This window comes from Microbacterium sp. NPDC087665 (genome assembly GCF_044743285.1).
Lineage (GTDB): Bacteria > Actinomycetota > Actinomycetes > Actinomycetales > Microbacteriaceae > Microbacterium.
This window is the reverse complement of record NZ_JBIUWD010000007.1, coordinates 84,657-111,449: the sequence shown is the minus strand read 5'-3', so window position 1 is coordinate 111,449 and position 26,793 is coordinate 84,657. Positions and strand designations below refer to the sequence as shown.

Annotated in this window: 24 protein-coding genes; 14 read left to right on the top strand and 10 right to left on the bottom strand. The window is 67.3% G+C overall.

From position 1 onward, the window contains the following. Positions 1 to 10: 10 nt before the first annotated feature. Positions 11 to 1,588 carry an SDR family oxidoreductase gene (locus ACIOSY_RS15525; RefSeq protein ID WP_400854883.1) on the bottom strand — a complete coding sequence of 526 codons (1,578 nt, stop codon included), beginning with the start codon at positions 1,586 to 1,588 and terminating at the stop codon, positions 11 to 13. A 90-nt stretch (positions 1,589 to 1,678) separates the two neighbouring features. On the opposite strand from ACIOSY_RS15525, the gene ACIOSY_RS15520 reads away from it, so the two are divergent. From ACIOSY_RS15520 to ACIOSY_RS15510, 3 genes are all read left to right on the top strand, one after another. Continuing rightward, positions 1,679 to 1,930 (top strand): hypothetical protein, encoded by a 252-nt coding sequence (locus tag ACIOSY_RS15520; protein ID WP_400854881.1) that lies wholly within the window; start codon positions 1,679 to 1,681, stop codon positions 1,928 to 1,930. 44 nt (positions 1,931 to 1,974) lie between these two features. After that, positions 1,975 to 2,148: a CsbD family protein gene (locus ACIOSY_RS15515; RefSeq protein ID WP_247623802.1), complete on the top strand. Its 174-nt coding sequence runs from the start codon at positions 1,975 to 1,977 to the stop codon at positions 2,146 to 2,148. A gap of 93 nt (positions 2,149 to 2,241) precedes the next feature. Further along, complete coding sequence (locus ACIOSY_RS15510; RefSeq protein ID WP_400854879.1) at positions 2,242 to 3,801, top strand: MFS transporter; 1,560 nt, start codon at positions 2,242 to 2,244, stop codon at positions 3,799 to 3,801. 15 nt (positions 3,802 to 3,816) lie between these two features. Here the strand turns inward: ACIOSY_RS15510 and ACIOSY_RS15505 are convergent, their stop codons facing one another. Together ACIOSY_RS15505 and ACIOSY_RS15500 are read right to left on the bottom strand one after the other, a co-directional pair. After that, entirely contained in the window at positions 3,817 to 4,383 is a 567-nt protein-coding gene (locus tag ACIOSY_RS15505; protein WP_400854877.1) for a MarR family winged helix-turn-helix transcriptional regulator, read from the bottom strand. After that, a complete protein-coding gene (locus ACIOSY_RS15500) occupies positions 4,383 to 4,625 on the bottom strand; it encodes a hypothetical protein (RefSeq protein ID WP_400854875.1) in 243 nt (80 codons plus the stop codon). Before ACIOSY_RS15500 ends, ACIOSY_RS15505 begins: the two co-directional genes overlap by 1 nt. A gap of 124 nt (positions 4,626 to 4,749) precedes the next feature. On the opposite strand from ACIOSY_RS15500, the gene ACIOSY_RS15495 reads away from it, so the two are divergent. From ACIOSY_RS15495 to ACIOSY_RS15485, 3 genes are all read left to right on the top strand, one after another. Beyond that, complete coding sequence (locus ACIOSY_RS15495; protein ID WP_400854873.1) at positions 4,750 to 5,193, top strand: MarR family winged helix-turn-helix transcriptional regulator; 444 nt, start codon at positions 4,750 to 4,752, stop codon at positions 5,191 to 5,193. 76 nt (positions 5,194 to 5,269) lie between these two features. After that, positions 5,270 to 5,599, top strand: a complete 330-nt coding sequence (locus ACIOSY_RS15490) for a hypothetical protein (protein WP_400854871.1) — start codon at positions 5,270 to 5,272, stop codon at positions 5,597 to 5,599. A 1-nt stretch (position 5,600) separates the two neighbouring features. Next, positions 5,601 to 5,891, top strand: coding sequence for a hypothetical protein (locus ACIOSY_RS15485; RefSeq protein ID WP_400854869.1), 291 nt, complete (start codon positions 5,601 to 5,603; stop codon positions 5,889 to 5,891). Positions 5,892 to 6,017: 126 nt separating this feature from the next. Here ACIOSY_RS15485 and ACIOSY_RS15480 read toward each other — a convergent pair whose 3' ends face one another. From ACIOSY_RS15480 to ACIOSY_RS15465, 4 genes are all read right to left on the bottom strand, one after another. Then, positions 6,018 to 11,462 carry a GH92 family glycosyl hydrolase gene (locus tag ACIOSY_RS15480; protein WP_400854867.1) on the bottom strand — a complete coding sequence of 1,815 codons (5,445 nt, stop codon included), beginning with the start codon at positions 11,460 to 11,462 and terminating at the stop codon, positions 6,018 to 6,020. Between the two features lie 242 nt (positions 11,463 to 11,704). Beyond that, entirely contained in the window at positions 11,705 to 12,457 is a 753-nt protein-coding gene (locus ACIOSY_RS15475; protein ID WP_400854865.1) for an SDR family NAD(P)-dependent oxidoreductase, read from the bottom strand. A 225-nt stretch (positions 12,458 to 12,682) separates the two neighbouring features. After that, positions 12,683 to 12,904, bottom strand: a complete 222-nt coding sequence (locus tag ACIOSY_RS15470; RefSeq protein WP_400854863.1) for a hypothetical protein — start codon at positions 12,902 to 12,904, stop codon at positions 12,683 to 12,685. Between the two features lie 85 nt (positions 12,905 to 12,989). Continuing rightward, positions 12,990 to 14,447: an amidase gene (locus tag ACIOSY_RS15465; protein WP_400854861.1), complete on the bottom strand. Its 1,458-nt coding sequence runs from the start codon at positions 14,445 to 14,447 to the stop codon at positions 12,990 to 12,992. Positions 14,448 to 14,568: 121 nt separating this feature from the next. Here ACIOSY_RS15465 and ACIOSY_RS15460 point away from each other — a divergent pair, with 121 nt between their 5' ends. From ACIOSY_RS15460 to ACIOSY_RS15430, 7 genes are all read left to right on the top strand, one after another. Next, positions 14,569 to 16,164 (top strand): ABC transporter substrate-binding protein, encoded by a 1,596-nt coding sequence (locus tag ACIOSY_RS15460; protein ID WP_400854859.1) that lies wholly within the window; start codon positions 14,569 to 14,571, stop codon positions 16,162 to 16,164. An 18-nt stretch (positions 16,165 to 16,182) separates the two neighbouring features. Continuing rightward, the gene (locus ACIOSY_RS15455) at positions 16,183 to 17,109 is read left to right on the top strand and encodes an ABC transporter permease (protein WP_400854857.1); all 927 of its coding nucleotides are present in this window, start codon (positions 16,183 to 16,185) and stop codon (positions 17,107 to 17,109) included. Next, the gene (locus tag ACIOSY_RS15450) at positions 17,102 to 17,998 is read left to right on the top strand and encodes an ABC transporter permease (RefSeq protein WP_400854855.1); all 897 of its coding nucleotides are present in this window, start codon (positions 17,102 to 17,104) and stop codon (positions 17,996 to 17,998) included. Before ACIOSY_RS15455 ends, ACIOSY_RS15450 begins: the two co-directional genes overlap by 8 nt. An 85-nt stretch (positions 17,999 to 18,083) precedes the next feature. Next, complete coding sequence (locus ACIOSY_RS15445) at positions 18,084 to 18,641, top strand: GbsR/MarR family transcriptional regulator (protein ID WP_400854854.1); 558 nt, start codon at positions 18,084 to 18,086, stop codon at positions 18,639 to 18,641. Then, entirely contained in the window at positions 18,634 to 20,262 is a 1,629-nt protein-coding gene (locus tag ACIOSY_RS15440) for a dipeptide ABC transporter ATP-binding protein (protein WP_400854852.1), read from the top strand. Before ACIOSY_RS15445 ends, ACIOSY_RS15440 begins: the two co-directional genes overlap by 8 nt. After that, on the top strand, positions 20,259 to 21,689 hold the full coding sequence (locus ACIOSY_RS15435; RefSeq protein WP_400854850.1) for a M14 family zinc carboxypeptidase: 1,431 nt from the start codon (positions 20,259 to 20,261) through the stop codon (positions 21,687 to 21,689). Before ACIOSY_RS15440 ends, ACIOSY_RS15435 begins: the two co-directional genes overlap by 4 nt. Continuing rightward, positions 21,686 to 23,218 (top strand): leucyl aminopeptidase, encoded by a 1,533-nt coding sequence (locus tag ACIOSY_RS15430; protein ID WP_400854848.1) that lies wholly within the window; start codon positions 21,686 to 21,688, stop codon positions 23,216 to 23,218. Before ACIOSY_RS15435 ends, ACIOSY_RS15430 begins: the two co-directional genes overlap by 4 nt. An 86-nt stretch (positions 23,219 to 23,304) precedes the next feature. On the opposite strand, the gene ACIOSY_RS15425 is transcribed toward ACIOSY_RS15430, so the two are convergent. After that, on the bottom strand, positions 23,305 to 23,802 hold the full coding sequence (locus tag ACIOSY_RS15425) for a CGNR zinc finger domain-containing protein (RefSeq protein ID WP_400854846.1): 498 nt from the start codon (positions 23,800 to 23,802) through the stop codon (positions 23,305 to 23,307). An 85-nt stretch (positions 23,803 to 23,887) separates the two neighbouring features. Between ACIOSY_RS15425 and ACIOSY_RS15420 the strand changes: the two genes are divergently transcribed. After that, the gene (locus ACIOSY_RS15420; RefSeq protein ID WP_400854844.1) at positions 23,888 to 24,742 is read left to right on the top strand and encodes an alpha/beta fold hydrolase; all 855 of its coding nucleotides are present in this window, start codon (positions 23,888 to 23,890) and stop codon (positions 24,740 to 24,742) included. Positions 24,743 to 24,933: 191 nt separating this feature from the next. On the opposite strand, the gene ACIOSY_RS15415 is transcribed toward ACIOSY_RS15420, so the two are convergent. After that, positions 24,934 to 25,764, bottom strand: coding sequence for a TIGR02391 family protein (locus ACIOSY_RS15415; RefSeq protein ID WP_400854842.1), 831 nt, complete (start codon positions 25,762 to 25,764; stop codon positions 24,934 to 24,936). After that, entirely contained in the window at positions 25,761 to 26,753 is a 993-nt protein-coding gene (locus ACIOSY_RS15410; protein WP_400854840.1) for a hypothetical protein, read from the bottom strand. The genes ACIOSY_RS15415 and ACIOSY_RS15410 overlap by 4 nt, the downstream gene beginning before the upstream one ends. Between the last annotated feature and the right edge of the window lie 40 nt (positions 26,754 to 26,793).

Below are 26,793 nucleotides of genomic sequence, written 5' to 3'. Positions count from 1 at the left end.
GTGCTGGGCGCTACTTCGCCGCGGCCACCTCGGAACCCTCGGCCGTGCGGGTGATCTGCGCGGCCATGCCGGCGAAGATCGCACCGTGGAACGGCAGCACCGCGAGCCAGTACAGGCGCCCGCTGAGTCCGCGCGGGAAGAACACGGCCCGCTGCTCGTAGCGTGCGCCCTCGCCGTCGGGCAGCGCGCGCAGTTCGAGCCACGCCGACCCGGGCACTTTCATCTCGGCGCGCAGGCGCAGCAGTCCGCCGCTCGCGGGTGAGGTATCGGTCTCGACGCCGGGCTGTTCGAGTGCCTCGACGCGCCAGAAGTCGATCGCGTCGCCGACGCGCGCCACGGTCTGACTGCGTCGTCCGCGCCGCAAGCCGACGCCGCCGACCAGACGGTCCATGAGCCCGCGCACGGCCCACAGGAACCGCGAGGAGTACCAGCCGTTGGTGCCGCCGATACCCAGGATGACCGGCCACAGCCGATCCACGGATGCCGTGGTCTTCAGTTCGCGCGCATCGGTGAACACGAGACGCCCGGCCCAGTCGGGGTCGCTCGGCAGCGGATCGCTCGGGGCGCCCGACACCTCGGCATCCTGCCAACTGGTCTCGATCGTGTCGGCGCCGAGGCGTCCGAGTGCGAGCGCGACGGCCCGGCGGTACGGGGTGAGGCCACCTTCGGGACGGGGGATGAGGTCGTCGACGGCGTGGTCCTTCACGACGCACTCGTTCTGCAGTGAGGCGACGAGCGGGCGCGCGATCGAGCGCGGCACGGGGGTGACGAGGTTGACCCAGTGCGAGGCGAGGCCCGGGGTGAAGACCGGGAGCGCGGCGATCGCACGCTGGGGGAGCCCGGCCTCGACCGCATAGCCGTTCATCATCTGGCCGTAGCGCAGCACGTCGGGTCCGCCGATGTCGACCGCCCGGTTCACGCTCGCATCGACCCGTGCGGCGCCGAGCAGGTAGTGCAGCACGTCGCGGATCGCGATCGGCTGAATGTGATTGCGCACCCACTTGGGGGCGGGCATGTAGGGCAGCACGTCGGTGAGGTGGCGGACCATCTCGAACGATGCCGAGCCCGACCCGATCACCACTCCCGCCTGCAGCACGAGTGTCGGCACGCCGGACTCGAGGAAGACCTCGCCCACCCGCACGCGCGAACGCAGGTGCGGCGAGAGCTTCACGTCGTCGGGGTGCAGCCCGCCGAGGTACACGATGCGTCGCGCTCCGGCGCTCGCCGCGGCATCCGCTACGGTCTGGGCCGCGCGCTCGTCGGCCTCTTCGAATCCTTTGCCGGCACCCATCGAGTGGATCAGGTAGTAGACGACGTCGACGTCGCGCATGGCTTCGGCGACGGCATCCGCATCGTCGGCCGATCCTTCGACGATCTCGCAGTCGGCACCCCAGGGGAAGGATGCCGCGCGCGCCGCGTCTCGCGCCAGCACCCGCACCCGGTACCCGGCGTTGAGGAGTCGGGGTGTGAGGCGTCCGCCGATGTAACCGGTGGCGCCGAGCACGAGGGCGACGGGGGCGGATCCGTCATCGCGCGGGATCGCGCGCAGGGCTTCTTCGCGTCCGGTGGGCTGGGTGAGCTCGGTCATGTCCTGAGCGTAAGACGAATCTTCGCCCGAGTCAGGTGGGTGGCAATTCACTAGACAATCTAGTAATCTATCTGCCGAGGAGAGTGATCGATGTCCCCCGACGTGGAAATCGCCGACCGCACGACGGTCGCCGATCGCCGCGCGCTCGGGATGCCGCTGGCTACGGTCGCGAGGGTCGATCTCACTCCGCTCGCCGCGAGCGACGCCGTGGGCCGGTACTCGGGTATCGAAAGCCTCACTGCACGCACGCCCCTCTGGCGAAGCGCCGGCATCGTCGGGCTCGTCGCCCTGGTCGCGGCCGGTGCCGCACCGGTCATCGCCGGAGTGCTGCTCTCGGGGTGAATCCGCTTCCCCCGCCAGACCACCGAGAAAGAAAGGAGCCCCCCATGGGACTCGATGACAAGATCAAGAACGCTGCAGAAGACATCGCCGGCAAGGCGAAGGAAGCAGCGGGCAAGGTGACCGGTAACGAGAAGCTCGAGGCCGAGGGCAAGGCCGACCAGGCCAAGGCCGACGTCAAGAAGGCCGGCGAGAACGTCAAGGACGCCTTCAACAACTGAGCGTGACAACGATTTCGGGGAGACGGTGAGTGCACCGTCTCCCCGAATTCTGCCCGGGGGTGTCCGCTCGGGCAGGACGAAAGCGAGAACGACATGTCCGATCCCGTGAGAAGCGATTCCCTCTGGCAGCGGTTGCTGCGCCGATTCCGGCCTGCGCCGACCGAACCGCGGCGCCTCACGGTCGACGACGTGACGGTCGTCGACCGGCCTATGCTGCGCCGCGCGGTCGCCGGCACCGTGGTGGGCAACCTCATGGAGTGGTACGACATCGGTGTCTACGGCTACCTCGCGGTCATCATCGGACGCGCGTTCCTTCCGGATGCCTCCGCCGGCGCGCAGTCCCTCTTCTCGCTCGGCGTCTTCGCCGTGACGTTCGTCGCGCGTCCGCTCGGCGGCATCGTGCTCGGACAGCTCGGCGACCGCATGGGGCGCCAGCGGGTGCTCGCCTTCACGCTCATCATGATGGCGGCCGCGACCTTCCTCATCGGTGTGCTGCCCGACTTCTCGGTGATCGGCATCTGGGCGCCGATCCTGCTCATCGTGCTCAAGCTCGCGCAGGGGTTCTCCACCGGTGGCGAGTACGCGGGTGCGACGACGTTCATCACCGAGTACGCGCCCGACCGTCGCCGCGGCTTCTACGCCTCGCTGCTCGACCTCGGCTCGTACATGGGCTTCGCCATCGGCGCCGCGTTCGTCTCGATCCTGCAGCTCACGCTCTCGGCCGACGTGATGCAGGGCTTCGCCTGGCGCATCCCCTTCCTCGTGGCGCTGCCCCTGGGTCTCATCGCCATCTACTTCCGGCTCAAGATCGAAGACACCCCTGCCTTCCAGGAGGCGCAGGAGGCAGCGGCGAACGCGGCCGACGAAGCGCAGGCGGCGGCGGATGCTCCGAAGGGCGTGATCGCCCTCATCCGCGCCTACTGGCGCGAGCTGCTGACGGCCTTCGTGCTCGTGGCCGCGGCCAACACCGTCGGCTACGCGCTCACCTCGTACATGCCCACGTACCTGACCAAAACGCTCGGGTACGACGAAGTGCACGGCACGCTGCTGACGCTTCCCGTGCTCGTCGCGATGGCACTGTGCATCCCGCTCACCGGGCGGCTCTCCGACCGGATCGGTCGCAAGAAGGTGCTGTTCATCGGCTCGATCTCGGCGATCGTGCTGGCGGTGCCCGCCTTCCTGTTCATGATGCACGGCGAGATCTGGTCGACCCTGCTGGGCCTGGTGCTGCTCGCGTTCCCGGTGACGTTCTACGTCGCCAACCTCGCCTCGTCGCTGCCGGCGCTCTTCCCCACCTCGTCGCGCTACGGCGGCATGGGCATCTCGTACAACCTCGCCGTCGCACTCTTCGCGGGTACCGCGCCGGTGGTGATGGAGGCGCTCGTGCAGATGACGGGCTCGTCGCTCGCGCCGGCGTTCTACGTGATCGGCACGTCGATCGCCGGATTCGTCGCGGTGGTGGTGCTCAAGGAGTCGGCCCGCCGCCCGCTCCCGGGCGCGATGCCGAGCGTGCAGACCGAAGAGGAGGCCATCGAGCTCGTCGAGGGGCAGGACGACAACCCCGACCTCGACCTCGACGAGCTGTTCCCCGAGCGCGTCGAGCAGGCGGCCGAGGCCGACGATGCGGAGCCGGCCACGCCCGAGAAGGCGTGAGGCGGCAGCCGTCGATTACTCGCCGGCGGTGCCGTCTTCCTGCGACTCTTCGTGATCGCGGATGACGTCGCGCAGCTCCTGATCGAGATCGGCCGCCTCTTCGATGGCCGAGGTCATTCCCGCGAGGAAGCGAGTGACCACGGCGCGCTCCTTGTCGGACATCTCGTCGACCAGAGCCAGCATGCGCCGGTGCATCGCGCCGAGCGTGTGGCGAACCTCGTCGTCGCTGCTGACCGTGGGCACCACGATGCCCGCGCGGCGGTCGGTGGGGTGCGCCTCGCGACGGGCGTGGCCGCCCTTCTCGAGACGATCGATGAGCGTGGTGGTCGACGCCGTCGAGATGTCGAGCATGCGGGCGATGTCGATCGAGCGCACGATGCGCCCGGCGCGCTGCTCGCGCAGCAGGAAGCGCAGAGCGACCAGGTCTGTCTCGTTCATGCGCATCGAGGCCCGCGTGCGCGCGCGCATGGCGGTCTCGGCGGAGCGATAGCGGCGCAGCAGGTTGAGCACGTCGACCGTGCTCGCGGTGTCGCCCTCGGGGTACCAGTACCCCGAGCGGGTGAATTCCTCGGAGTTCTCCATCACGCCACCACTTCGTCGTCTTCGCTGGAGCGGCCGTCTGCCTGCTCGAGCATCTCCACCGTACCGGCCTCGACCTCGGCGGGAACGATCTGCAGGATACCGCCGGTGATCGCATCGTGCTCGGCCTGGGCGATCTGCTCCAGCCGCTGCACCGGGGTGGCGGGGAAGCGTTCGTGCAGGCGCTCGATCATGTCGGAATACAGGATGTATCCCGCCTGATCGAGGGTGAATCGCTCAGCCATTTCGTCCTTTCCGGCGGCAGTATTCCATCTTCTCACCCGCAGTACCCCCTGATGATCATTGAAAACCGCTAGCCAACCTGGTTACGTGAGTGTCTTGTAGCATGGAGGGGTCAGGGGGTGACGCATGGTCAACGAAACGACGACGAGAACATCCGATCTCGTGCACTGTGTCGAGGAGTTCCGTCGTGTCGACGCCCAGTTCTCTCGACGCCTCGCCGCGATGCGCGCGCCGAACGACACCGATCGCGTGGCGATGCGATTCATTGCGGATGCTCCAGCCGACGAGCCCGCGACGCCGCGAGGTCTGGCCGATCACCTGAGCGTGAGCACGGCGGCGATCACGAGCGTGGTGCGGCGCCTGCAGGAGCGCGGTCAGATCGAGATCGCGCCGCACCCGACGGATGCGCGCTCCAAGGTGCTTCGGCCTTCCCGGCGCGATGCCCACTCGCCGGTCGATGAGCTGACTCGACGCCTCGAGACCATCGCCGACGAGTTCACCCCCGAGCAGACCGAGACGGTCGCGCGCTTCCTCCGTCGCATCACCGAGGAGATCGATGACCTGCCGTGACGCCTCGGGTGGGCATTTAGCTAGTTAAACTAGTAATGTTGTTCCCAGGCGAGTTCTCTCTGACACGAGGAGCATCATGGGACATCTGATCTACGGCAATGCCGACGCACCGATCGAGGTCGACGTCGAGCTCTTGGCCCACCTGCGCGCGGTCACGGTGACCAAGTTGCGGCGGAACGAATCGTTCGCCCTCACCATCCCCACCTGTGACGGCTCGATCCAGACCCTCTGGATCCACGCCTCCATCCCGCTGCGCTTCTCCTTCGACGGTGACCCGGCGCTGCATCGTCCGCTGCTGGCGTCGATGATGGAGGCCGCGAACTCCCCGGGTGGGCTCGACCTCACCCGTGACGACTACGCCACGTCTCTCCAGCACTCCCGCGAACTGCAGACGATGAGCGCCTGAGATGCCGCACCGAGATCGCAAGGCATCGCGGGCATCGCTCGCTGCACCCCGGCGGCGCCCGAGTCTCGTCCGCCCGCCCCGGGGACTCTGGGTCGAGGTGGAACGCGGATTCCACGTCGGCAACGAACGGGGGATCTTCCTCGGTTCGGTGAAGGCCGCCGACCCGGAACCCGGGTTCCACGCCTTCGGAGCGACCTCCGAGCACCTCGGACACTTCGTCGCACTCGACGAGGCGAAAGCGGCCGTGGTCGCGGCATCCACCGTCTCCGCGCCGGGTGAACTGACCCACTGAGGCGTCTGGGCGGGACCCTTCGACAAGCTCAGGGACTCATCCGCTGGGTTGCTGAGCCTGTCGAAGCATCCCCACGAGACACAGAAGAGGGGCCCGCAGGCGAACCTGCGGGCCCCTCCGTCATTCTCAGACCTGCGCGTTGCGGCGGCGGATCACCAGACCCGCGCCGGCGAGCAGGGCGAGGATGCCGAGCATCCACAGCATCGTCGCCTCACCGCCCGTCGCGGGCAGCGTGCCGTCTCCGGCATCCGCTCCGCCACCGACGCCGCCCGCACCGCCACCGGGCGTGCCGCCGGTGCCCGGGTCGGTCGGGTCGGCCTGCGCCACCACGGTGACCGCGCTCTGCGCCGTCGCCGTCGTGCCGTAGTCGTCGGTCACCGTGTAGACGAGCGTGTAGGCGCCCGCTGCCGGTCCCACCATGCGTGCCGCGCCGGTCGACTGCACCAGCTCGACCTCGATGCGGTCGGTGAGGTCGACGCCGTTCGCATCCTTCGCCGTGATGCCGGCGAGCTCGTCGAACTGTTCGCCCTCGACGACGGTGCGGGTCGGCGGGACGCCTCCGAACGTCGGCTCGACCGCGGTCACGGTCACCGTGCGCTCGACCACCGTCTCGTTGCCGGCCAGGTCGGTCACCCGGTAGGTGAGCGTGTACTCGCCGGGCTTCGTGACGTCGACCGCACCGGTCACCGTGATCGCCGCGGTGACGTCGCCGTCGACCTCGTCGGTCGCGGTGACGCCGGCGAGCGGGTCGAACGACTGGCCCTGGGCGACCTCGGTCGCCTCGGGGAGACCCGCGAACTCCGGGCCCTTCTCGTCGTTCACCGTGCGGGTCAGCGTGACCTCGTCGATCACCTTTCGATCCATCGTCTGATAGGTCGTGAGGGTGATCTCGGTCGGCGTCACGTCGACGTCGGTGTACTGCGGCTGGTTCGACTGATCCTTGATGGCCGCCTCGGGAGACGAGGCGTCGAGGCCGTAGAACTTGCTGCCGCTGGCGGAGTTGCCGGTCACGTAGAGCACCTGCCCCTCTTCGGCCGCCAGGGTCACGCCCGACTCCTGCTGCGCCTCCAGGTCTCCGACCGGCGTCGTGCCGTCCATGAGGTAGCTGCGCGTGTAGATGTGGTCGTGCCCGGCGAGCACCAGGTCGATGCCCAGTTCGCTGAACACCGGTGCGAGGGCCGCACGGCGCTCCTTCACGTCCTGCTCCACGGAGTGGAACGCGGCGGAGTACAGCGAGTGGTGCATGACCACGACGATCCAGTTCGCCTCGGCGCCCTGCTCTTCGACGACCTCGCGCAGGAAGGCCGCGTGGTCTTCCTCGTTCGTGCTGCGCGCGTTGGTGTTGATGTTCAGGTAGAGCACGCCGTTGTAGGTGTACCAGTAGTCGCCTCCGGCTCGCCCCTCGGTGCTCTCGTACCCGTGGGTCTCGGAGCGGTTCGGGGTGAAGAAGTGCGAGTTGAACTGGTCGGACTGGTTGTCGTGGTTGCCGATGGTCGCCTGGAACGGCAGCTGCTTCAGCAGCTCGGGGGCGATCAGCGAGGCGTACTCGTCTTCGGAACGGTGCGTCTCGATCTGGTCACCGCCGCTCACGATCATCGAGGCATCCTTCTCGAACTGGTCGATCTGTCCGAGCGAGGCGGCCCAGCGGTCGCGGTCGTTCTGCCAGCTTCCGGATGCTCCGATCTGAGCATCCGTCAGGTACACGAAGCTGTACGACTCGTCGTACGTGCCGGTCCACAGCTCGTACGAGCGCGACCATCCCATCTCGTCGTTGCCGACCCGGTAGAGGTACGCCGTCTCGGGGGCCAGCTCGTCGATGACGACCTGGTTCGAGAAGCGTCCGTCGCGGGATGCCGCGGTGGTGGCGTCGAGCGTGCGCGCCTCGGCGACGGGGAACCCGGCGCCGGTGCGGGCGGATGCCGGTGCCACCTGCACCTGGGCGTCGATCTGACGATCGGTGTAGAACGTCAGGTTGCGCTGGCTCTCGTCGGATCCGACGTGCAGGAGCACATCGGAGATCGCGGCGGGAGCGCCCTTGGCGGCGATGGTCAGGCTCTTCAACTGCAGGAACACGTCGGAGCTGCCCGCGTTCGTGTTGTGCACCTGGATCGCGATGGTGTTCGCGCCCGCCTTCAGAGCGGATGCCGGCACCGTGAACGCACCGGTCAGCGGTGCCGAGCCGTTGTCGCCCGCGTAGACCATGTTGCTCGCGCCGTCGCCGATCCGCGCATCCGCGAAGCCGCCGACGAGCTGGCCGTTGACGTACACGCGTGCCGCGTCGTCGTAGGCGATCTCGCCGTTCAGCTGCGTGATCTGCGCGAGGTCACCGGCTGCGAGGTCGAAGGTGCTGCGGAAGAAGAAGGCCTCGGTGTTGGTGGTGCCCTCCTTGTACTGCGTCAGCAGGGTGGTCGGCGTGTAGCCGCCGCCCAGGTCGGCGATCGCTCCGTTCTTCGCACCGAAGCTGCCGGTGCCGGTCTTCCACGACGCGTCGTCGTAGTCGGCGGCGGTCCAGCCGGTCTTCGTGGCGAGGCCCGCGGCGGGGTCGTCGGCGGTGTCGTGGAAGCGCCAGAGCGTCGAGGCATCCGTCACCGGGGTGCCGTCGATGTCGGTCGGCTCACCGATGGTCGGTGCCGTCGGCTCCTGCGCGTCCGGACGGGTCGGCAGAGCGGGCTCTTCCGGGTCGACCGTGTCGAGGGGGCGCAGCGCCACGTCGAAGACGTGCATGATGCCCTTGTTGACGTCGGTCGGAAGCGTGACGCTGCGCACCGTCTTCTTCGTGTCGAGCGGCACGACCGCCGTCGCGAAGAGAGACGGCTTGGCCGTGTCGGAACCACCGCTGAGCGTGTTGCGCTTCGTCAGCGGAACCAGGCGCAGGTTGCCGGGCTCGACGTTCGTCGAGGTCCAGTCGGTCATTCGCACGTCGACGTTCTTCGTGCTGCCGTCGGTGTAGGTCACCACGGCGGTACCGCGCGACGGTCCGTTGGTCGCCAGGCCCAGGAACGAGATGCCGGATGCCGCGACGTCGCCGAAAGCGAGCTCCTGGCCGTTCGGGATCCAGTGGTCGGGCTCGCCGGGCTGCGTGTCGGGCCAGGTGAACGTGATGCCAGTGTCGCCGAGCGGGAGCTTCGCCCCCGCGGTGACGCCCGCGTTCGCGAGGTCCTGACGGGAGAGCCCGATGCCACCGGCATCCAGCCCGCCCATGTTCACCGCACCGTCGGCCGTGACTCCGACCGAGTTGCGGTTGTCGCTGCCCTCGCGGAACGACGGCGGCACATCATCGGCTCCGGTGCCCCACGTCGCCGGGGTGGCGCCCATGGCGAAGTCGAGCGTTCCACCCGAGCGGGCGAAGTCGGCGGGCAGCCACGACGCGGTCTGCGCCTGGCCGTTCACCGACAGGCCGGTCGTGTAGCGGCGATCGTCGCCCGCGCCGGGCGCATCGATCGTGATCGTGCGGTCGGATCCGATCGAGGTGATCTCGATGTGCTCGAACATCGGCGCCGAGACCAGCAGGTCGGCCGTGCCCCAGATCGCCGGCATCAGCCCGACGTTCGCCCACACGTACCAGGCGCTGAAGGAGCCGAGATCGTCGTTGCCGGCCAGGCCGTCGGCCTCGGTCGTGAACAGCTCGTCGGCCGCGCGGTACAGCGTGTCGGTGGTCTTGTGCGGAGCCTGCAGCCAGTTGTAGACCCACGGCAGGCCGAAGCTGGGCTGGTTGGCGATGTACGCGGCGTCGCTGAAGGCGCCCGCGTCGAGATCGCGCAGGATGCTGTCGAGCTGCGCGGTGGCCTTGTCCTTGCCGCCCCGCGCCTCGATCAGATCGCCCATGTTGTGGGCGACGTTGAAGCCGTACTGCAGACCCGTCGACTGCTCGAACTGCGCACCCTGCGTGGTGAGCGACGTGTTCATGAAGCCGTTGCGGTTGCGGGCGTCGATGTGCTCGCGGGCCGGGTTGAAGATGTTCTTCCAGTTCTGCGACCGGGTCGAGAACTGCTCGTACGCGTCCTGGTTCCCCAGGCGCTGCGCCATCTGCGCGATCGCGAAGTCGTTCGTCGTGTACTCGATCGTGCGCGAGGTCGCCGCGCCCTGCTTGTCTCCGTCGACCCATCCGTGGATGCCGTACATCACGGCATCCGATCGTCCGGTGTTCGTCATCGGCAGCGTCTGCGTCGCGAGCATCGTCGCGAGAGCTTTCTCGCGGTCGTAGTCGGTGGAGCCGAAGTCATCCGTCGCCGCCACGATGTTCTGCAGCGAGTCGCCGCTCATCTTGGTCTGGATCTGGTTGTACGTGGGCCAGCTCGTCCACTTGCCCGACTGCGTCACCATGTCGACGATCGACTGGTTGATGTCGCTCGCGCGCTGCGGGTAGAGCAGCGCGACCAGCTGGGCCTGTCCGCGGTAGGTGTCCCACCCCGAGAAGTTCACGTAGAAGTCGCGGCCCGCCTCGACCGTGCGGATCGTGCCGTCGTACCCCGTGTAGCGCCCGTCGACGTCCTGGAACGTGTTCGGGTGCAGCAGCGAGTGGTAGAGCGAGGTGTAGAACGTGGTGCGGTCGCGGTCGGTGCCGCCGGTGGCGTCGATCGATCCGAGCGCCTCTTCCCACGTGGCGCGCGCCTGGGCGCGGGTCTGATCGAAGTCGAGGGTCGCGGTCTCGGCCTGCGCGTTGCCGCGGGCGCCGTCGACCGAGACGTAGCTCAGGCCGACCTTGGCGGTGACATCCGAGCCGTCGGGGAACGTCAGCCAGGCGCCGGCGCCGTGCTTGGCCGCCGCGCTCGCCGTGGTGCCCTCGGCCTGGACGCCGCTCGGGGTCCACGTGCCGTACGACTCGACGGGGGTGTCGAAGGTCGCCGAGAAGTAGGCGGTGTACTGGGGGCCGCCGTTGCAGACGACGTTCGCCTTGACCGAGCCCGAGAGCTCGCCCGTGGCGGGGTCGAAGGTGATGCTCGAGGCGTGCACCTGGTTGTTCGAGCCGCCGGCTTCGAAGAGCAGGGTCGAGCTCTCGGCGTTCTCGTCGAACGAGTAGCGGCTCACCGCGGTGCGGGTGGTGCTGGTGAGCTCGGCCTGCACCGACTCGAGGTCGACGGAGTAGTAGCCGGGCTCGGCCTCTTCGTTCGCGTGATCGAAGTCGAGGAAGTAGTTCGCGATGGTCGACGCCGGGTTGCTGGGCAGCGCGCCGTCGGTGAGGGCGCCGGTGAAGGGGATCACCGGGAAGTCGAAGCCGCCGAAGTTCGACCGGCATCCCGTGCCCGAGAGGCGGGTCATGCCGAAGCCGCGGATCTGGTCGGCGTTGTACTCGTACCCGCCGAACTGCTGCTGGTTGCCCGTCTCGTAGGTCGTCGGGCTGGACTGCACCATGCCGAACGGCAGCGTCGCACCGGGGAAGGTGTTGCCGTAGTGGTCGTTGCCGCGCTGGTTGTTCGCGTCGTTCATCTCGGTGCCGATGAACTGATCGACCGCCTCGAACGGCGTGAGCGTCGAGACCTCTTCGGCGTAGGCCGCCGGGGTCACGAGCACCGACGATGCGGCGAGGGCGGTGATGACTCCCGCGGCGAGTGCCGCGCGGCGTCTTCTCATGTGTCGGCTGGGGGACGCCGAGCGCATGGGGGGCATGCGTTACCTCCGTGTGGTGGGGTGGGGAGGCGCTGCCCGAATTATGACAACGCTGTCAGGAACAGTAGACACGTTCCTGGACGCGTTGTCCAACAAAAGATGAACTTTGAGTGTCGGCCCTTCGATGCGGGCCCTTCGACAGGCTCAGGGACCCATCCACTGGGTTGCTGAGCCTGTCGAAGCACCCCGCCCGAAGCATCCGCCCGTTACTGGGCGGTGTAGCCGCCGTCGACGAGGTGGTAGCTGCCGGTGACGAAGCTGGCGGCGTCGCTGGCGAGGAAGACGATGAGGTTCGCGACCTCGTCGGCCTGGCCGAGGCGGCCGATCGGGTGCTTGCTCACGAGGAACGCCTTCGCTTCTTCGCCCATGGTGGCCAGCAGCGGGGTGTCGATGAAGCCGGGGCCGACCGAGTTCACGCGCACGCCCTGCGCCGAGTACTCGAGGGCGGCCGACTTGGTCATGCCGACGACGGCGTGCTTGGCGGCGACGTACGCGGGGGAGTTCGCGAAGCCGACGCTGCCGAGGATCGACGCGATGTTGACGACCGAGCCGCCTCCGTTCGCGAGGATCGAGGGGAGCTGCGCCTTCATGTTGCGGAAGACCGCGTTGAGGTTGATCGAGATGACCTTGTCCCAGGCCTCATCGGTGTACTCGGCGGTGGGGGCGGATGCTCCGCCGATGCCCGCGTTGTTGATGCCGATGCGCAGCGGGGCGAGGGTGTTCGCGAGCTCGACCGACGACGCGATCCAGGCGGGGTCGGTCGCATCGCCGATGGATGCTTCGGCCACGCCGCCTGCGGCGCGGATCTCGTCGACGACGGCCTGGGCGTGCTCGCCGTTCAGGTCGTTGACGACGACTGCGGCGCCGTTCTTCGCGAGAAGGAGGGCGACAGCCTTGCCGATTCCGCTGCCTGCTCCGGTCACGATCGCCGAGCGGTCGGAAACGTCGTACTGGGCCATGGGTGGCTTCTTTCCCGGGCGGGCGCGGTGCCGGGACATCTTCTCGGACTGTCCGTCCTTCTCTCCAGCCTACGCCTCTTGCGGGCAGGTGGATTCACGTGGATGGAGTTTTTGGGGGGTACGCGGGTGTCGCGTTGCGTCACTCGGGAGGAGATCGGCACAAGGGAGGACGGATGCCGCGGATCCTTCCTCCGCAATGCCGATCTCCTCCCGAATGGCGGGTAGTCAGAGGGTGGAGGACCCGGGCGTGGAAGGTGCCGGAGCCGACGGCATCCGCTCGGCCGGTTCCCACACGACCAGCAGGAAGGCCGCGATCGGCCCGAAGAAGAGGGTGAGCAGGAACCACCTCCATGCCGAGCGGTTGCGGGTGCGGGCCAGGCCGCCCGCGAGGAGCGCGAGGGTGGTCCACATCGCGGAGACCATGGACGCGAGGTACTGGATTTCCATGGCCTCGACCCTAGGTCGGGATCGAGGGTCGCAGTCGGCGCTGGTGGGGCGCGCCGTTCGTTCCACCCGACGTGGAGGTCCGCGTTCAGAGCTCGGGGTGGCGGCGGTGATGCCCGGTGAGCTCCTCGAACGCCTGCGCAGCGAGCAAGAGCTCGACGTCCCGGCCGGGGGCAGCCACCAGCTGCGCCCCGACGGGCAGCCCGCCCGCGGTGAAGCCGGCGGGGACCGAAACCGCGGGGCAGCCGGTCGCCGAGATGATCGTCGCCGCGCGCATCCATTCGAGGTAGTCGTCCATCGGTGTATCCCTGATAGCGCGGGGGTACTCGATCCGGGCGTCGAACGGCGCGACCTGTGCGGTGGTCAGCACGAGCAGGTCGTGCGTGGCGAAGTGCGACTCGATCGTCGCCGCGAGGCGGCTGCGCGCCTCGTCGGCGGAGAGGAGCTCGTCGACGGTGAGCGCGAGACCCATCTCGGTGTTCCAGACGACCGCGTCCTTGACCTCCTCGCGATGTTCGCGCACGAGAGTGCGGTAGTCGGCCGCGAAGTCGTACGCCCTGGTCACGCGGAAGACCTCGTCGGCGTCGCGCAGATCGGGGATGTCGTCGTCCACGCGAGCGCCCGCGCTCGTGAACACCTCGGCCGTGGAGCGGACGATCGCGTCGACCTCGGAATCGATGGGGAACAGGCCGTTCAGATCGCTCGAGAACCCGATGCGGAGTCCGGCCAGCCCGGCGCCCGCCCCGTGACGGCTCGGGTGGGTGAACTCCGCGCGATCGAACACGGAGCCGGGCTGCGGCATCGAAAGCGGCGCGCCCGCTGCAGGACCGCAGGCGACGGACATCATCAGCGCGAGATCGCCGACGGTCCGCGCCATGAAACCCGGCTGGGCGAGCCATTCCCACGGGTTCGCGGGCAGAGCGTGGGGGATGCGGCCGTTGGTCGGACGCATCCCGACGATGTTGGTGAACGACCCCGGCGTTCTCAGCGAGCCGCCCATATCCGATCCATCGCCGGATGCTTGGATCCCGGCGGCGATCGCTGCCGCTGCCCCGCCGGACGACCCTCCGGCAGATCGGGTCGTGTCGAACGGGTTCACCGTGGTGCCGAACACCCTGTTGAAGGTGTGGGAGCCGGCGGTGAATTCGGGCACGTTGGACTTGCCGCTCGTGACGACGCCGGCGGCCCGCAGCCGGGCGATGATCAGCGCATCCCGGTCTGGAACATTGTCGAGCAGCAGCGCGGAGCCACGCGTGGTGCGTAGGCCCGACACGTCGGTGGAATCCTTGTGCGTCATCGGGACGCCGTGCAGTGCGCCGAGCGGCTCTCCGGCGGCCCTCCGGGCATCCGCCGCATCCGCGCGGTCGAAGGCTCGCTCGTCGTCACGCGTGACGATCGCGTTGAGCGCAGGGTTCACGCTGTCCATTCGCGCGAGATGGTCGGCGAGTGCTTCGCGCGCCGAGACCTCGCCGACGGCGATGCGAGCCGCCAACTCGCGCGTGCTCAACCAGGTCAGTTCGGACTCGTACGTGACGCGAGAGATCACCGGCAGGCTCCTCATGTTTCGGGGGCGTATCGCTTCTGTTGCAGGTTCCGAACATACTGTACGTTTAGAAAATATTAAACGTAAGGTGAACGGACCCCCCAACTACTCGAGGAGGAGTTTTATGAACGGTCTGTGGAAAGCCGCTATCGCAACGACAGCTCTCATCGCCGTCGCACTCACCGGATGCGCGAGCGGCGGGTCTGATGACACCGCCGACGATGTGCGCGAACTCGTGGTCGGGGCCGCCGATCCCGTACCCGATCTCACCCCCGGTCGTCAGAGCAACGTCTACGGGCTGATGATGTCGGTGTTCAGCCCGCTCACCTTCATCGACGCGGAGGGCGAACTCGAATACGTCGCCGCCGAGTCGGTCGAGAGCGACGACAAGGTGACCTGGACGATCACCCTGCGTCCCGACTGGACCTTCCATGACGGAACGCCGGTCACCGCGCAGGACTACGTCGACAGCTGGAATGCGGTCGCGCTCGGCACGAACGCATTCGCGAACTCCGGTCAGCTCGCCTCGATCGTGGGCTACACCGACCTCAACCCCGCGGAAGGCGAACCGACCACCGACGAGATGTCGGGCCTGCAGGTCGTCGACGACCACGTGTTCACGGTGACGCTGACTCACGCCGACAGCCAGTTCCCCGTGCAGCTCTCGCAGGCGCAGACCGCGTTCTACCCGATGCCGCAGAGCGCGTTCGACGATCTGGCGGCGTACGGCAAGAAGCCGATCGGCAACGGCCCGCTCGCGCTCACCACCGAATGGGTCGAGGGCGAACCGCTCGTCGCCGAGCGGTTCGACGATTACAAGGGCACGGAGTCGACGGTCGACAAGATCACGTGGGTGCCCTACAGCGATCGGCTCACGGCCTACACCGACGCTCTGGCGGGCAATCTCGATCTCAGCGCCGTTCCCGCGACGCGAGCACTGCAGGTGTCGAGCGACTTCGACGAGGAGAACATCTACAGCTTCTCCGCACCCGGAATGAACTACCTCGGAATCCCCTACTGGGACGAGCGGTTCTCAGACATCCGCGTGCGACAGGCGATCTCCATGGCCATCGACCGGGATGCGATCAACGAGGCGATCTACGGGGGCCTCAACAAGCCCGCCACCGCATGGACCCCCGCCGTCATGCCGGGCAACCCCGATGGCGTCTGTGGCAAGTACTGCGAGTACGATCCGGATGCTGCGGCCGCCCTACTGCAGGAAGCCGGCGGATTCGACGGAGAGTTGACGATCCACTTCCCGGGAGGCGCCGGTCACGAGGACCTGTTCAACGCGATCGCCAACTCCCTTCGGCAGAACCTCGGAATCGAGGCCGTCGCGCGTCCTTCGGTCGGCTGGGCCGAGTTCGGCGAAGCGCGCAACACCCAAACGCTGGACGGACCGTTCTTCTCGCGGTGGGGTGCGCTCTACCCGAGCCAGCAGTCGACGCTGCGGGCGATGTTCTCGAGCGCCCCGGTCTGCAAGAACTGCGGAGGAGCGCTTTCGCCCGACGTGGATGCGGCACTGACGCAGGCAGACCTCACCGGTGGCGAAGACGGAACCGCATACGGGCAGGTGCAGAAGATCCTCGCCCAGAACTTCCCGATCGTGCCCCTGTTCGACGAGTCCTACAACTACGTCACCTCTGATCGCATCGAGAAGTTGACCGCCTCGGGAGTGGGGGAACCCATCCTCACCGAGATCGTCCTCACCGACGACTGATCCGCGCCGTCCTCGCATATGTGGAGATTTCTCGCCCGGCGATTGCTGGAACTCATCGTCGTCTTCATCGGCGTCACGTTCGTCATCTACTGCGCGGTGTTCCTGCTGCCCGGAGATCCGATCGAGGCGCTCGGAGGCGACCGCCCCCTCCCCGAGAGCGTGCAGCAGCAGCTGCGCGAGCAGTACGGGCTGGACCAACCCATCTGGCAGCAGTACGTGAACTACCTCGGGGGCCTGTTCCAGGGAGATCTCGGCACGACATTCACCGGTCAGTCGGTGAGTGAGCAGATGGCCAGCCGCTGGCCGACGACCATCACTCTCGCCCTCACCGCGTGGGTGTTGACGGTGCTGATCAGCGTCGTCCTGGGTCTGGTCGCCGGCCTCCGGCAGGGATCGGCGATCGACAGGTCGGTGCTGCTGGGCACCATCATCGCGGAATCGGTGCCGGTGTTCGTCATGGGCATCACGGCCCAGTACGTGTTCGGCATCATGCTCAAGTGGACACCCATCGCCGGCGTCGGCGATGGGTGGCCACGGGCATACATCCTTCCCGCGCTGATCATCGCGATCTATGGGCTGGCGGGGGTGTCGCGGCTCATGCGCGGCAGCGTGATCGACACGATGCAGTCCGACTTCGTGCGCACTCTGCGCGCGAAAGGACTCTCGCGCCGGAGCATCGTCGGACTGCACGTCACGCGCAATGCGGCGGCCCCGGTGGTCAACGTGCTGGCGATCCAGCTCGGTTCGCTCCTCGGTGGCACCGTGGTGATCGAGGCGATCTTCAACATCAACGGGGTGGGGCAGCTTCTCTACAAGGCCATCCAAGACCAGGAGGGCACGCTCGTCGTGGGGGTCGCCACCACGCTCGTCCTCATCTTCCTGATCACCAATGTCGTCGTCGACGTCATCTCTTCGCTCCTCGACCCCAGGATCCGCAATGACTGAGCCCGCGACCGTAGCCATCGATGGGAACTTCGACCGCGCGACCACGCGCGGACTCTGGGCGACGCTCCGCGGTCGCCTGCAGTTCTGGGTGAGCGTCGTCCTCCTGGGTTGTCTCGGGATCATCGCCATGATTCCGGGCATCCTGTCCGGATTCTTCGGACAGAGCGACCCCCGGGCTTGCGACCTGCTGGCCTCGAACCGGCCGCCGGGGCCGGGGCATCCGTTCGGCACCGACGTGCAGGGGTGCGACGTTATGGCGAATGTGCTCTTCGGCACCCGCACGTCGCTGTTCATCGGACTCACGACCACCGCCATCTGCCTGATTGTCGCCGTCATCCTCGGCACTCTCGCGGGCTACCGCGGGGGATGGGTCGACTCCCTCATCGCGCGGGGTGCCGACGTCGTGCTCGGGTTCCCGTTCCTCCTCGGAGCGATCATCGTGCTCAACACGGCGCCGGACCGCACACCCCTGCTGCTCTCCGCGGTGCTCGCCTTCTTCTCCTGGCCGACGTTCGCGCGCCTCATCCGCAGCTCGGTCAAAGAGGTGAGGGAGCGCGAATTCGTGCAGGCGGCGCACGCACTGGGGTTCTCGCAGCTGCGCGTCGTGCTGACGCACGTGCTCCCCAACTCGCTCGCGCCCACACTCGCGATCGCCGCGACGATGGTGGGTGGAGTCATCGGGGCAGAGGCGACGCTGACCTTCCTCGGCGTCGGCCTGGTTCCGCCGTCGATCTCGTGGGGCGTGCAGCTCTCGACCGCGCAGTCGTACTTCCAGCTCGCCCCCCACACCGTCGTGTTCCCCAGCATCTTCTTGACGGTCACCGTGATCAGCCTCATCATGCTCGGCGATGCCCTCCGAGACGCGCTCGATCCGAGGGGGAGATCATGAGCGTCGCTAGCCTGTGGGAATCACCCGGACGATATCGGTCGTCATCGCGGTCACGGAAGAACGAAGAAGGAAGGAGCGTCTCGACATGGCGCTGGATTCACTGAGCGACGAGATGAGCGACTTCATCGATCGGTTCACGGATGCCTGGGAGCTGATGCGAGGCAAGAGGATCACCGGGCGCGTGCTAGGTGTGCTGATCATCACGGACGAGCCGTCGCTGACCTCCGCAGATCTGGTGCGGCTGCTGGATGCCAGCCCGGGAACCATCTCGACGGCGACGAGGTCGCTCATGGGCTCCGGGTACATCACCCGGCTGTCGGTCTCGCACAGTCGGGTCGCGCACTTCCGCGCGGAGGAGGACGTGTGGGGCGCGTTCCTCAGCCGCGAGAAGGTCGGTCTCCAGCGCATGGGCGAGGTGCTCCGCACCGCGATGTCGACCTCGGTCGGGTCGGAACCCGCACCGGCTCGCCGACTGCGGAACGGTAGTCGATACATGGCGTGGGTCGATCAGTTCCATCACAACCTGCTGGATCAGTGGCGCACTTACCGCGATCAGGATGAGGACACACCGCCGCCCGCCCAGCTTCCCGACGAGATGATCGCCGCGATCAGGCAGAAAAGTGAGCGGAGCGACCGTGAGTGAACCCCTTCTGAGCATCACCGACCTCGCCGTCGACTTCGGCAGCCGCCATGGCGGTTCGGTGCGGGCGGTCAACGGTGTCGCGTTCGACGTGGGACGACGAGAGATCGTCGCCGTCGTCGGCGAGTCGGGCTCGGGGAAGTCCGTGACGGCGATGAGCATTCTGGGCCTGCTCCCCGACACCGCCGAGGTGACCGGCAGCATCGTGTTCGACGACGAGCAGCTGCTGGGTCTCGACGAGCGCGCGCTGCAGACGATCAGAGGGCGCCGTATCGCCGTGATCTTCCAGGACCCGTTCAGCGCCCTCGATCCGGTCTTCACCGTGGGGTTTCAGATTCGTGAGACGCTGCGCAAGCACTTCCCCGAACTCAGCGCGAGCGATCGCAGAAAGCGTGCGGTCGAACTGCTCGCCTCGGTCGAGGTGCGCGACCCGGCTCGACGCGCGCGCTCCTACCCGCACCAGCTCTCGGGCGGGCAGGCGCAACGCGTCGTCATCGCCATGGCATTGGCGTGCGACCCGGAACTGCTCATCGCCGACGAGCCGACGACGGCGCTCGATGTGACCGTGCAGCGCGAGATCCTCGATCTCCTCCTGCGCATTCGTGAGCGCGAGGGAACGGCGGTGCTGCTCATCACGCACGACATGGGAGTCGTCGCCGACGTGGCAGACCGCGTCGTGGTGATGCGGCATGGCCAGGTCGAGGAGATGCAGACCGTCACCCGGATCTTCGAGCGCCCCGAGGCCGCGTACACGCGCCAGCTCCTGCAGGCCGTGCCCCGCCTCGACGTGGCGGTTCGCGAGTCGATCGCCGATGATCTTCCCGTCCTCGAGGTCGACGATCTGACCGTCGAGTACCGGCAGGGGATCCGGTCGGTGACCGCGGTCGAGGATGCGTCGCTGAGCATCGCGCGCGGAGAGATCGTGGCGCTGGTCGGGGAGTCGGGATCGGGCAAGTCGACCATCGGCAAGGCCATCACGGGTCTCGCTCCGGTGACCGAGGGTCGCATCGTGATCGACGGCGTCGACGCCGTGCGGGCTCCGCGTCGCCAGGCGATCGAACTGAAGAAGAAGATCGGCATCGTCTTCCAGAACCCGCAGGGAGCCCTGGATCCGCGCTGGACGATGGCCGAATCGATCGGTGAGCCGCTGCGCGTTCATGGGCGCCTGCGCGGACAGGCGTTGACGGCCCGCACCAACGAGCTGCTGGACTCGGTGGGACTCTCGCGGTCGTGGAGCACGAGGTACCCGCACGAGCTGTCGGGCGGGCAGCGACAGCGTGTCGCGATCGCGCGCGCCCTCGCCCTCGACCCGCTGCTGTTGATCGCCGACGAGCCGACGTCGGCTCTCGACGTTTCGGTGCAGTCCACCGTGCTCGATCTGTTCCGCCGGCTGCAGCGCGAGCTGCGCTTCGCCTGCCTGTTCGTCAGTCACGATCTCGCCGTTGTCGACAGCCTCGCCGACCGGATCATCGTGATGAGCAACGCGCGCATCGTCGAGCAGGGCGATCGACGTCAGGTGCTGTCGAATCCGCGCGAGGACTACACGCGGCGGCTTCTCGAGGCCGCGCCGGTGCCCGACCCGTACCAGCAGCAGATCAGACGAAGAGAAAGAGGGCGAGTATGACCACGGAGGCGAGAGCAGCCACGATCTCGGACGATGAGATCGTGATGCGGGCATCCTCCCTGCCGGAGCTCGACGGGTATCCCACGGTCGACGACCTGCTCGAGCGCATCGAAGCGCTGAGAACCGAGTTCCCCGACCTGCTCACGAGGAGGCGCGTGGGGACGTCTCGACTCGGCGAGCCGATCATGAAGTACACGCTCGGCGAGGGCGAGGGCGAGGGCGAGGGTCGACGCGTGCGTTGCCTGGTCGTGGGAGGCATCCATCCGAACGAGCCGATCGGATCCCACACGGTCATCCGCCTGCTCGACGACCTCCTGCGCGACGCGTCGTTGCGGGAGCGCCTGGCGACGGACTGGCACGTGATCCCGTGCATCGACCCCGACAGCATGCGGCTGAACGAGGGGTGGTTCGACGACCCGTTCGACGCGGAGACGTACTTCCGCAACTTCTATCGGCCCCCCGGTCGCGAGCAGGTGGAGTGGACCTTCCCGATCGACTACAAGCAGAAGTACTTCGATGCCACGCTCCCCGAGACGCAGGCCCTGCAGCGGGTGATCGACGAGCTGCGCCCCGACCTCTACATCCCGCTGCACAACTCCGAGACCGGGGGCGCGTACTACTACCTCTCTCCGGCGGCGCGTGACTTGGCGCCTCTCCTGCATCGACTGCCCGCGGAGCTGGGGATCCCTCTTCACCTCGGCGAACCCGAGGCTGCGCACCTGGCGGAGTTGGCTCCCGCCGTGTTCGCCTCCGGCGCGGCGGAAGACGCATACGAATGGCGGGTGCAGAACGACCTCGATCCGGTTCCGCCCGGCGCGGCAGGTCAGTCCTCGACCAGCTACGCGAGCCGCTACGGCACGGTGTCGCTGATCGCCGAGCTGCCAATCTGGCGCACCTTCGGCGCTGACGACATCCGCCCGTCAGGGTCGAACTACGCGGACCTCCTCCGCTCGGCGGGGGAGTCGCTCGTCGACACGGGCACGCAACTCTCCGCGCTCCTCGAGCGGGTGCGACCGCTTCTGACGCTGGACTCGCCCTTCCTGCGCAGTGCCGAGGCGTTCGTGCCCGGCATGTCGCGGGCCGGGCAGCACATGGTCGAACGCTCCCGCGACGCGGCCAACGACCGGGAGGCCACCGTGGCCGAGCGCCCGATGTCTGTGGTGTGGATGTATCGGCTACGGTTCGGCGGTGCATTGCTGCGCGCTCTGAGGGCAGAGGTCGCAGCCGGATCGGCGCCGGTGTCGATCCGCCGCGCGGCGGCCGAACTCGACCGCACGTGGACGGGGTGGCTGGCGCAGCGCGAGGCCGACGAGCAGCCGCAGGGAATCCCCGTCACCGCCGTCGTCGGTGTGCAGTACGGCGCAGTGCTCGGACTCGTCGCGCACTGCGCGGATCGCATCCGCACTCGAGAGAAGGAGACGGCGTGATCCGCCCGCAGACGACATTGCTCGCACTGACGCACGTGACGGGAGACGCGGCTCTCGCGGAAGTCGACGTTCTCGTCGTCGCCGTGGGCACCCGCGACGGCAAGATCGACGTCAGTGCCCCGACGCTCTCCGAGGACGTGACCCAGGCGCTCGCCGACGTTGCGGATGCTGTCGGGCATAAGGGTGCGCCGGGAGCAGTCTCCCGCGTTCCGTCGCCCGCATCGGTCGTGGCGAGGTCGGTTCTGCTGGTGGGCATCGGCGACCTCGCCGGGCACGCGACCGAGTGCAGCCCCGCAGCCGCCGAGTCGCTTCGGCGCGCAGCCGGGAGCGCGTTGCGTTCGGTCGCGTCCGCGAGCGAGGTCGGGATCGCATTCCCCGTGACCGATCGTGCGAGCGTCGAGGCAGTCGCGGTCGGCGCTCTGCTCGGCGCCTACCGGTACACGGCGCACCTCTCCGACAACGACGCGGCGACCGTTCGCACGATCTCGATCGTCGCGAACGGCGATGTGCAGCCCGTGCTGGATCGCGCCGCGATCGTCGCTCGTGCGGTCGCGGCGGCACGAGACCTGGTGAATGAGCCGCCGTCGCACCTCTTCCCCGAATCGTTCGCGGACGCAGTGTCGGAACAGGCGCGACGAATCCCCGGGAACGCAGTGGCCGTCGACGTCATCGATGACGACGAGCTCCGCAGACGAGGATTCGGCGGGCTGATCGGCGTGGGATCGGGGTCGGCGCGCGGACCCCGGCTCGTCAAGATCACCTACGCGCCGCCCGGTGCCGACCAGCATCTGGCGCTCGTGGGCAAGGGCATCACCTTCGACTCCGGGGGTATCTCGCTCAAGCCGGCGGCGAACATGGAGAAGATGAAGTCCGATATGGCGGGCGCCGCGGCTGCGGCGCAGACCCTCTTCGCCATCGCCGAACTCGGCCTTCCCGTGCGGGTCACGGCCTGGCTGGCATTGGCGGAGAACATGCCCTCCGGTTCGGCCGTGCGTCCGAGCGACGTGATTCGCATCTACGGCGGGAAGACGGTCGAGGTGATCAACACCGATGCCGAGGGGCGGTTGGTGCTGGCCGACGCCCTGGTCGCCGCCCAGGAGGAGGATCCCGATCTGCTTCTCGACCTCGCGACCCTCACCGGCGCCCAGGTGACAGCGCTCGGCTACCGCACCTCCGGCGTCATGGGCGTTCCGAGTGCGCGAGACGTCGTGGTGCGGGCATCCGATCTCTGTGGCGAGCCGATGTGGGCCATGCCCATTCCCGAGGAGGTGCTCGCCGCCTATGAATCGAACACCGCCGACCTCAAGAACGTCGGCAAGCCCGCCGCCGGGATGCTCGGCGCGGCGGCCTTCCTGCGGGAGTTCGTCGGCGAAGGCGTCGCGTGGGCTCATCTCGACATCGCCGGTCCCGCCTACAACTCGGACTCCGCGTACGGCTACACCTCGGTGGGAGGCACGGGCGTGCCGATCCGGACCCTCATCGAGGTCGCGCGGGGCATGGCGTTCCCGGGGTCCAGTACGGAGGAGTGACGATGTCGGCCCCGCTCCTCGGCACCAACGCCGAGGAGCTACATGCCGACGAGCTGCTCGCCGACGAGTAGGCGGAACGGGTGCGGTCAGCTCTTCGCGCGGCGCGCGTGCGAGCGTGCCTTCATTCTGTTGCCGCAGACCGCCATGGAGCACCACTTCGCGGTGCCCGGGCGGCTGTGATCGACGAGGAACTGGCTGCATTCGTCATTCGCGCAGGCGCGGAGGCGACCGGGGGACTCGGTGATCACGCTCGACCACGCCAGCACGGCCCCCGCCGCGAGTCGGTCGTCTTCGGGAACCTGAAGATCCCAGATCACGCCGTCCGGAGTGAGGCGCGGCGTGCGCACGGCGCCCTCAAGGAACCCCTCGAGTTCGCCGACGGCTGCGGCATCACCATCACGGATGACGGTCTGCAGGGCCCGTCTCACGCGTCTCAGGCGCGCTAGCTCGTCGGCGGATCCTGTCCCGCCCCAGCTGCGTGCGAGCTTTCGCCCGGCGGCTCCCTGCAGCTCATCTGTCGGCACGCCCTCGATGACGGGCGCGCTGTTCACCAGTGCCAACAGCAGCTGCTCGTCTTGAAGCATCGTTCTCCGTTCTCTCGGGCCGTGCGTTGCCATGGAACCATGCTAGCGTCTTGCTAACCAGTAAAACAAGCCAAAGGGGTTAGTAATGGTCACCGTCCACCACCGCACCGTCTCCGTCGACGGGCTCGATGTCTTCTACCGCGAAGCCGGCCCGGCCGACGCCCCGGTGCTCCTGCTCCTGCATGGATACCCGACCAGCTCCCACATGTTCCGGCACCTCATCCCGGCGCTCGCTGACCGCTACCGCGTCATCGCTCCGGATCACATCGGCTTCGGTCGCTCCTCCGCGCCCTCGGTCGACGAGTTCGACTACACCTTCGAGGCGCTCGCACGCGTGACCGCCCGGTTCCTCTCGACCATGGGGGTGGCGCAGTACACGATCTATGTGCAGGATTACGGCGCCCCCATCGGCTGGCGCCTGGCCCTCAACGACCCCGCGGCCGTCGTGGGGGTCATCTCGCAGAACGGCAACGCGTACGAAGACGGCTTCGTGCCGAGCTTCTGGAACCCGATCTGGGCCGACGCCGCCGAACGGACGACCGAGACGCGTGACGCGCTCCGCCCTGCCCTCGGCCGGGAAGCGGTCGAATGGCAGTACCTCCACGGCGTGCCGGACCCGACGACCGTCGACCCCGACGCCTGGGAGCACGACCTCGCGCTCCTCGCCCGACCCGGCCAAGACGACGTGCAGCTGGCGCTCTTCCGCGACTACGCCACCAACCGAGACCTCTACCCCGCAGTCCACGACTGGTTGCGCACCTCGCAAGTGCCGGTTCTCGCGATCTGGGGGCGCAACGACGAGATCTTCGCCGCCGCGGGCGCGGAAGCGTTCACCCGGGATGCCCCCAATGCGCGCGTCGAGCTCATCGACGGCGGACACTTCCTCCTCGAATCCGACCTCGATCGCGTGGCTGACATCATCAAGGGCTGGCTCGGGTAGTCGCATCTCGGGTTGGCGCGGTCGGGATCAGCCTGCTCGCTTGTCGAAGGGTTCCTTGTGCCCTCCGACAAGAATTGTCGGAAAAACGATCTGTTGACACAGAATGTCGCGCAAGAGCGGCTGTTTCAGCTTTCACGCGACCTCTTTGCCGTGACACTTTTAGCCACCGGCGGCCTCCAGGGCCGATGCAGCTAGGTCAAGGGGGTGAGTGAAGAGCCGTCTAGTCGTCGATGGACGTACGAGAACAGCGCGAACGCGTCGTAGAAGTCGGGCATGGCTTCGACGATGTTGATGCGATTCGAGTGCGCCCGAGGGTTTCGGAAGTGTCCGTGGATGCCGAGCAGAAGATTGTTGAAGCCTCGATGCTCACTGATGTCCGAGTCTGACTCATATGCGTTGATGTAGAGAACCGGCTTGTCGCGACCAGTGGCGAAGACACCGTTGTACAGGGCACCGCCGTCGCCCGCGAGACCGGTGATTGCTCGGACGCGAGCAGGAATGCTCTTGGCTGCCTCCGAGAGCGCGTGGAAGAGCGATCGGTTCACGAACTCCTCCTCGCAGTAGCGGAAGAGCTCGGCGTGCGTGCCCCGTCTGCGAAGCTCGACCTGAAGGGTGCCAGCGAGTTTCGCGCCTTCGCTGAGAGATGTCGCTTGCCTTTTGCGAGTTAGCTTTCCAGCGTCGTTTACCCCATAGCCGTGATGGATGAGGAACTCATTGAGTTCGTCTCTGAGTTGCGTGAAGTGCTGAGGGTCCCGTGCGTACCTCCCGGGAGACATCGCCTTCGTGATGAATGCCGCAACACAGTTCCCAGCGCTCTGGACCACCTGCTCGTTGTTCAACGCGGCGTAGAGCCCATCACGCTTGTTGAATCCGTCGGGCCGGCCACTGACGCCCACCATCTGGAGAAGCTGGTCGATCTCGCGGTTCGTCAGCCCGGGGTGCTCAGTTTGTCCGAGGATCTCCGTGACTCCCTTGACGAGATCCATGGGAAACACCGGCAGTCGACTTGGCTTGTCGCTCATTCCTGTCCTCCGTGAGAGGTAAGGCCGTACAAGCGGCGAGCGAAGCCGATGGACCAGGGTGCCGTGTACCAGCCCTTCTGTGTGAGATGTGACTCCCAGTCCATCTCGTTGAGTCGATGAACGTGGATCGTGTAGCTGAGATCGTCGGCTGGCAACACGAGGGACTCGGTGAAGTACCACCCATCAATCCGCTCGATGATCTTCCTCAGACGGTCCCGATGCCCCAGCAGTGCCTGGGAGCGAAGGAGAGTGACATCCTCGAGCATCTTCATCACCTGCTGCACGGATTCGGTCGGGAGATTCAGTCCCGTGCCGAGATCGTGCCCAGCGGCGCGGACTGCCTCGACGAGCTTCTGGAAGAAGTCTTCGGCTACGACACCCGGCTGCCAGTCGACCGTAGAGATGACCGTCCCGTCATCTTCCTCGAGCCTGACGGACAGTTCGCCATGCAGGGGATCGTCGATAACGAACCGATAGTGAATCTCGGTTTCCCAGACGGGCGCGCGCACCCCAGCGCTGCTGATGAGATCCGCCATTTCAGCAGCGCGGAGCACTCCCAGAAGCGACTCTCGGGTGAGGTTGGTCAGCGGGACACGATACTGCTCCACTTGTTCGTCGAGCTCGGACTGCTGGCGGTCAGCCAGCTTCTGCTGAATTGCCTCGAGCGATGCCGCAGTCTGCGCCGCCTTCACACTGGCTGCCTCTGCGGTAGTTCTGGCGGTTGCCGCGTTGGTCTCGGCAGTGCGCACTCTGGACTCGTTGGCCTCCACGCGCCTCCGCACCTGTCCAAGAATCAGCTCCCCCGGAATGAGGAGCATCACCACGACAGCGGCATTGGCGAAGATGTTGCTCCACCAGGGAGCGGTCGACTGAATCGCCCAGCTCCAGGACGCCAAGCCCATTCCCCCGAGCGAGCTTCCGCCGATGATTAGGGCGGGACGGATCCATCCGCGGCGCCGGTTGCTCGGCTCTGGTGGGGCATCGGGCATGCGTTCATGCTATTGGCTTGCAACCTCCGCTGCGGTGGAA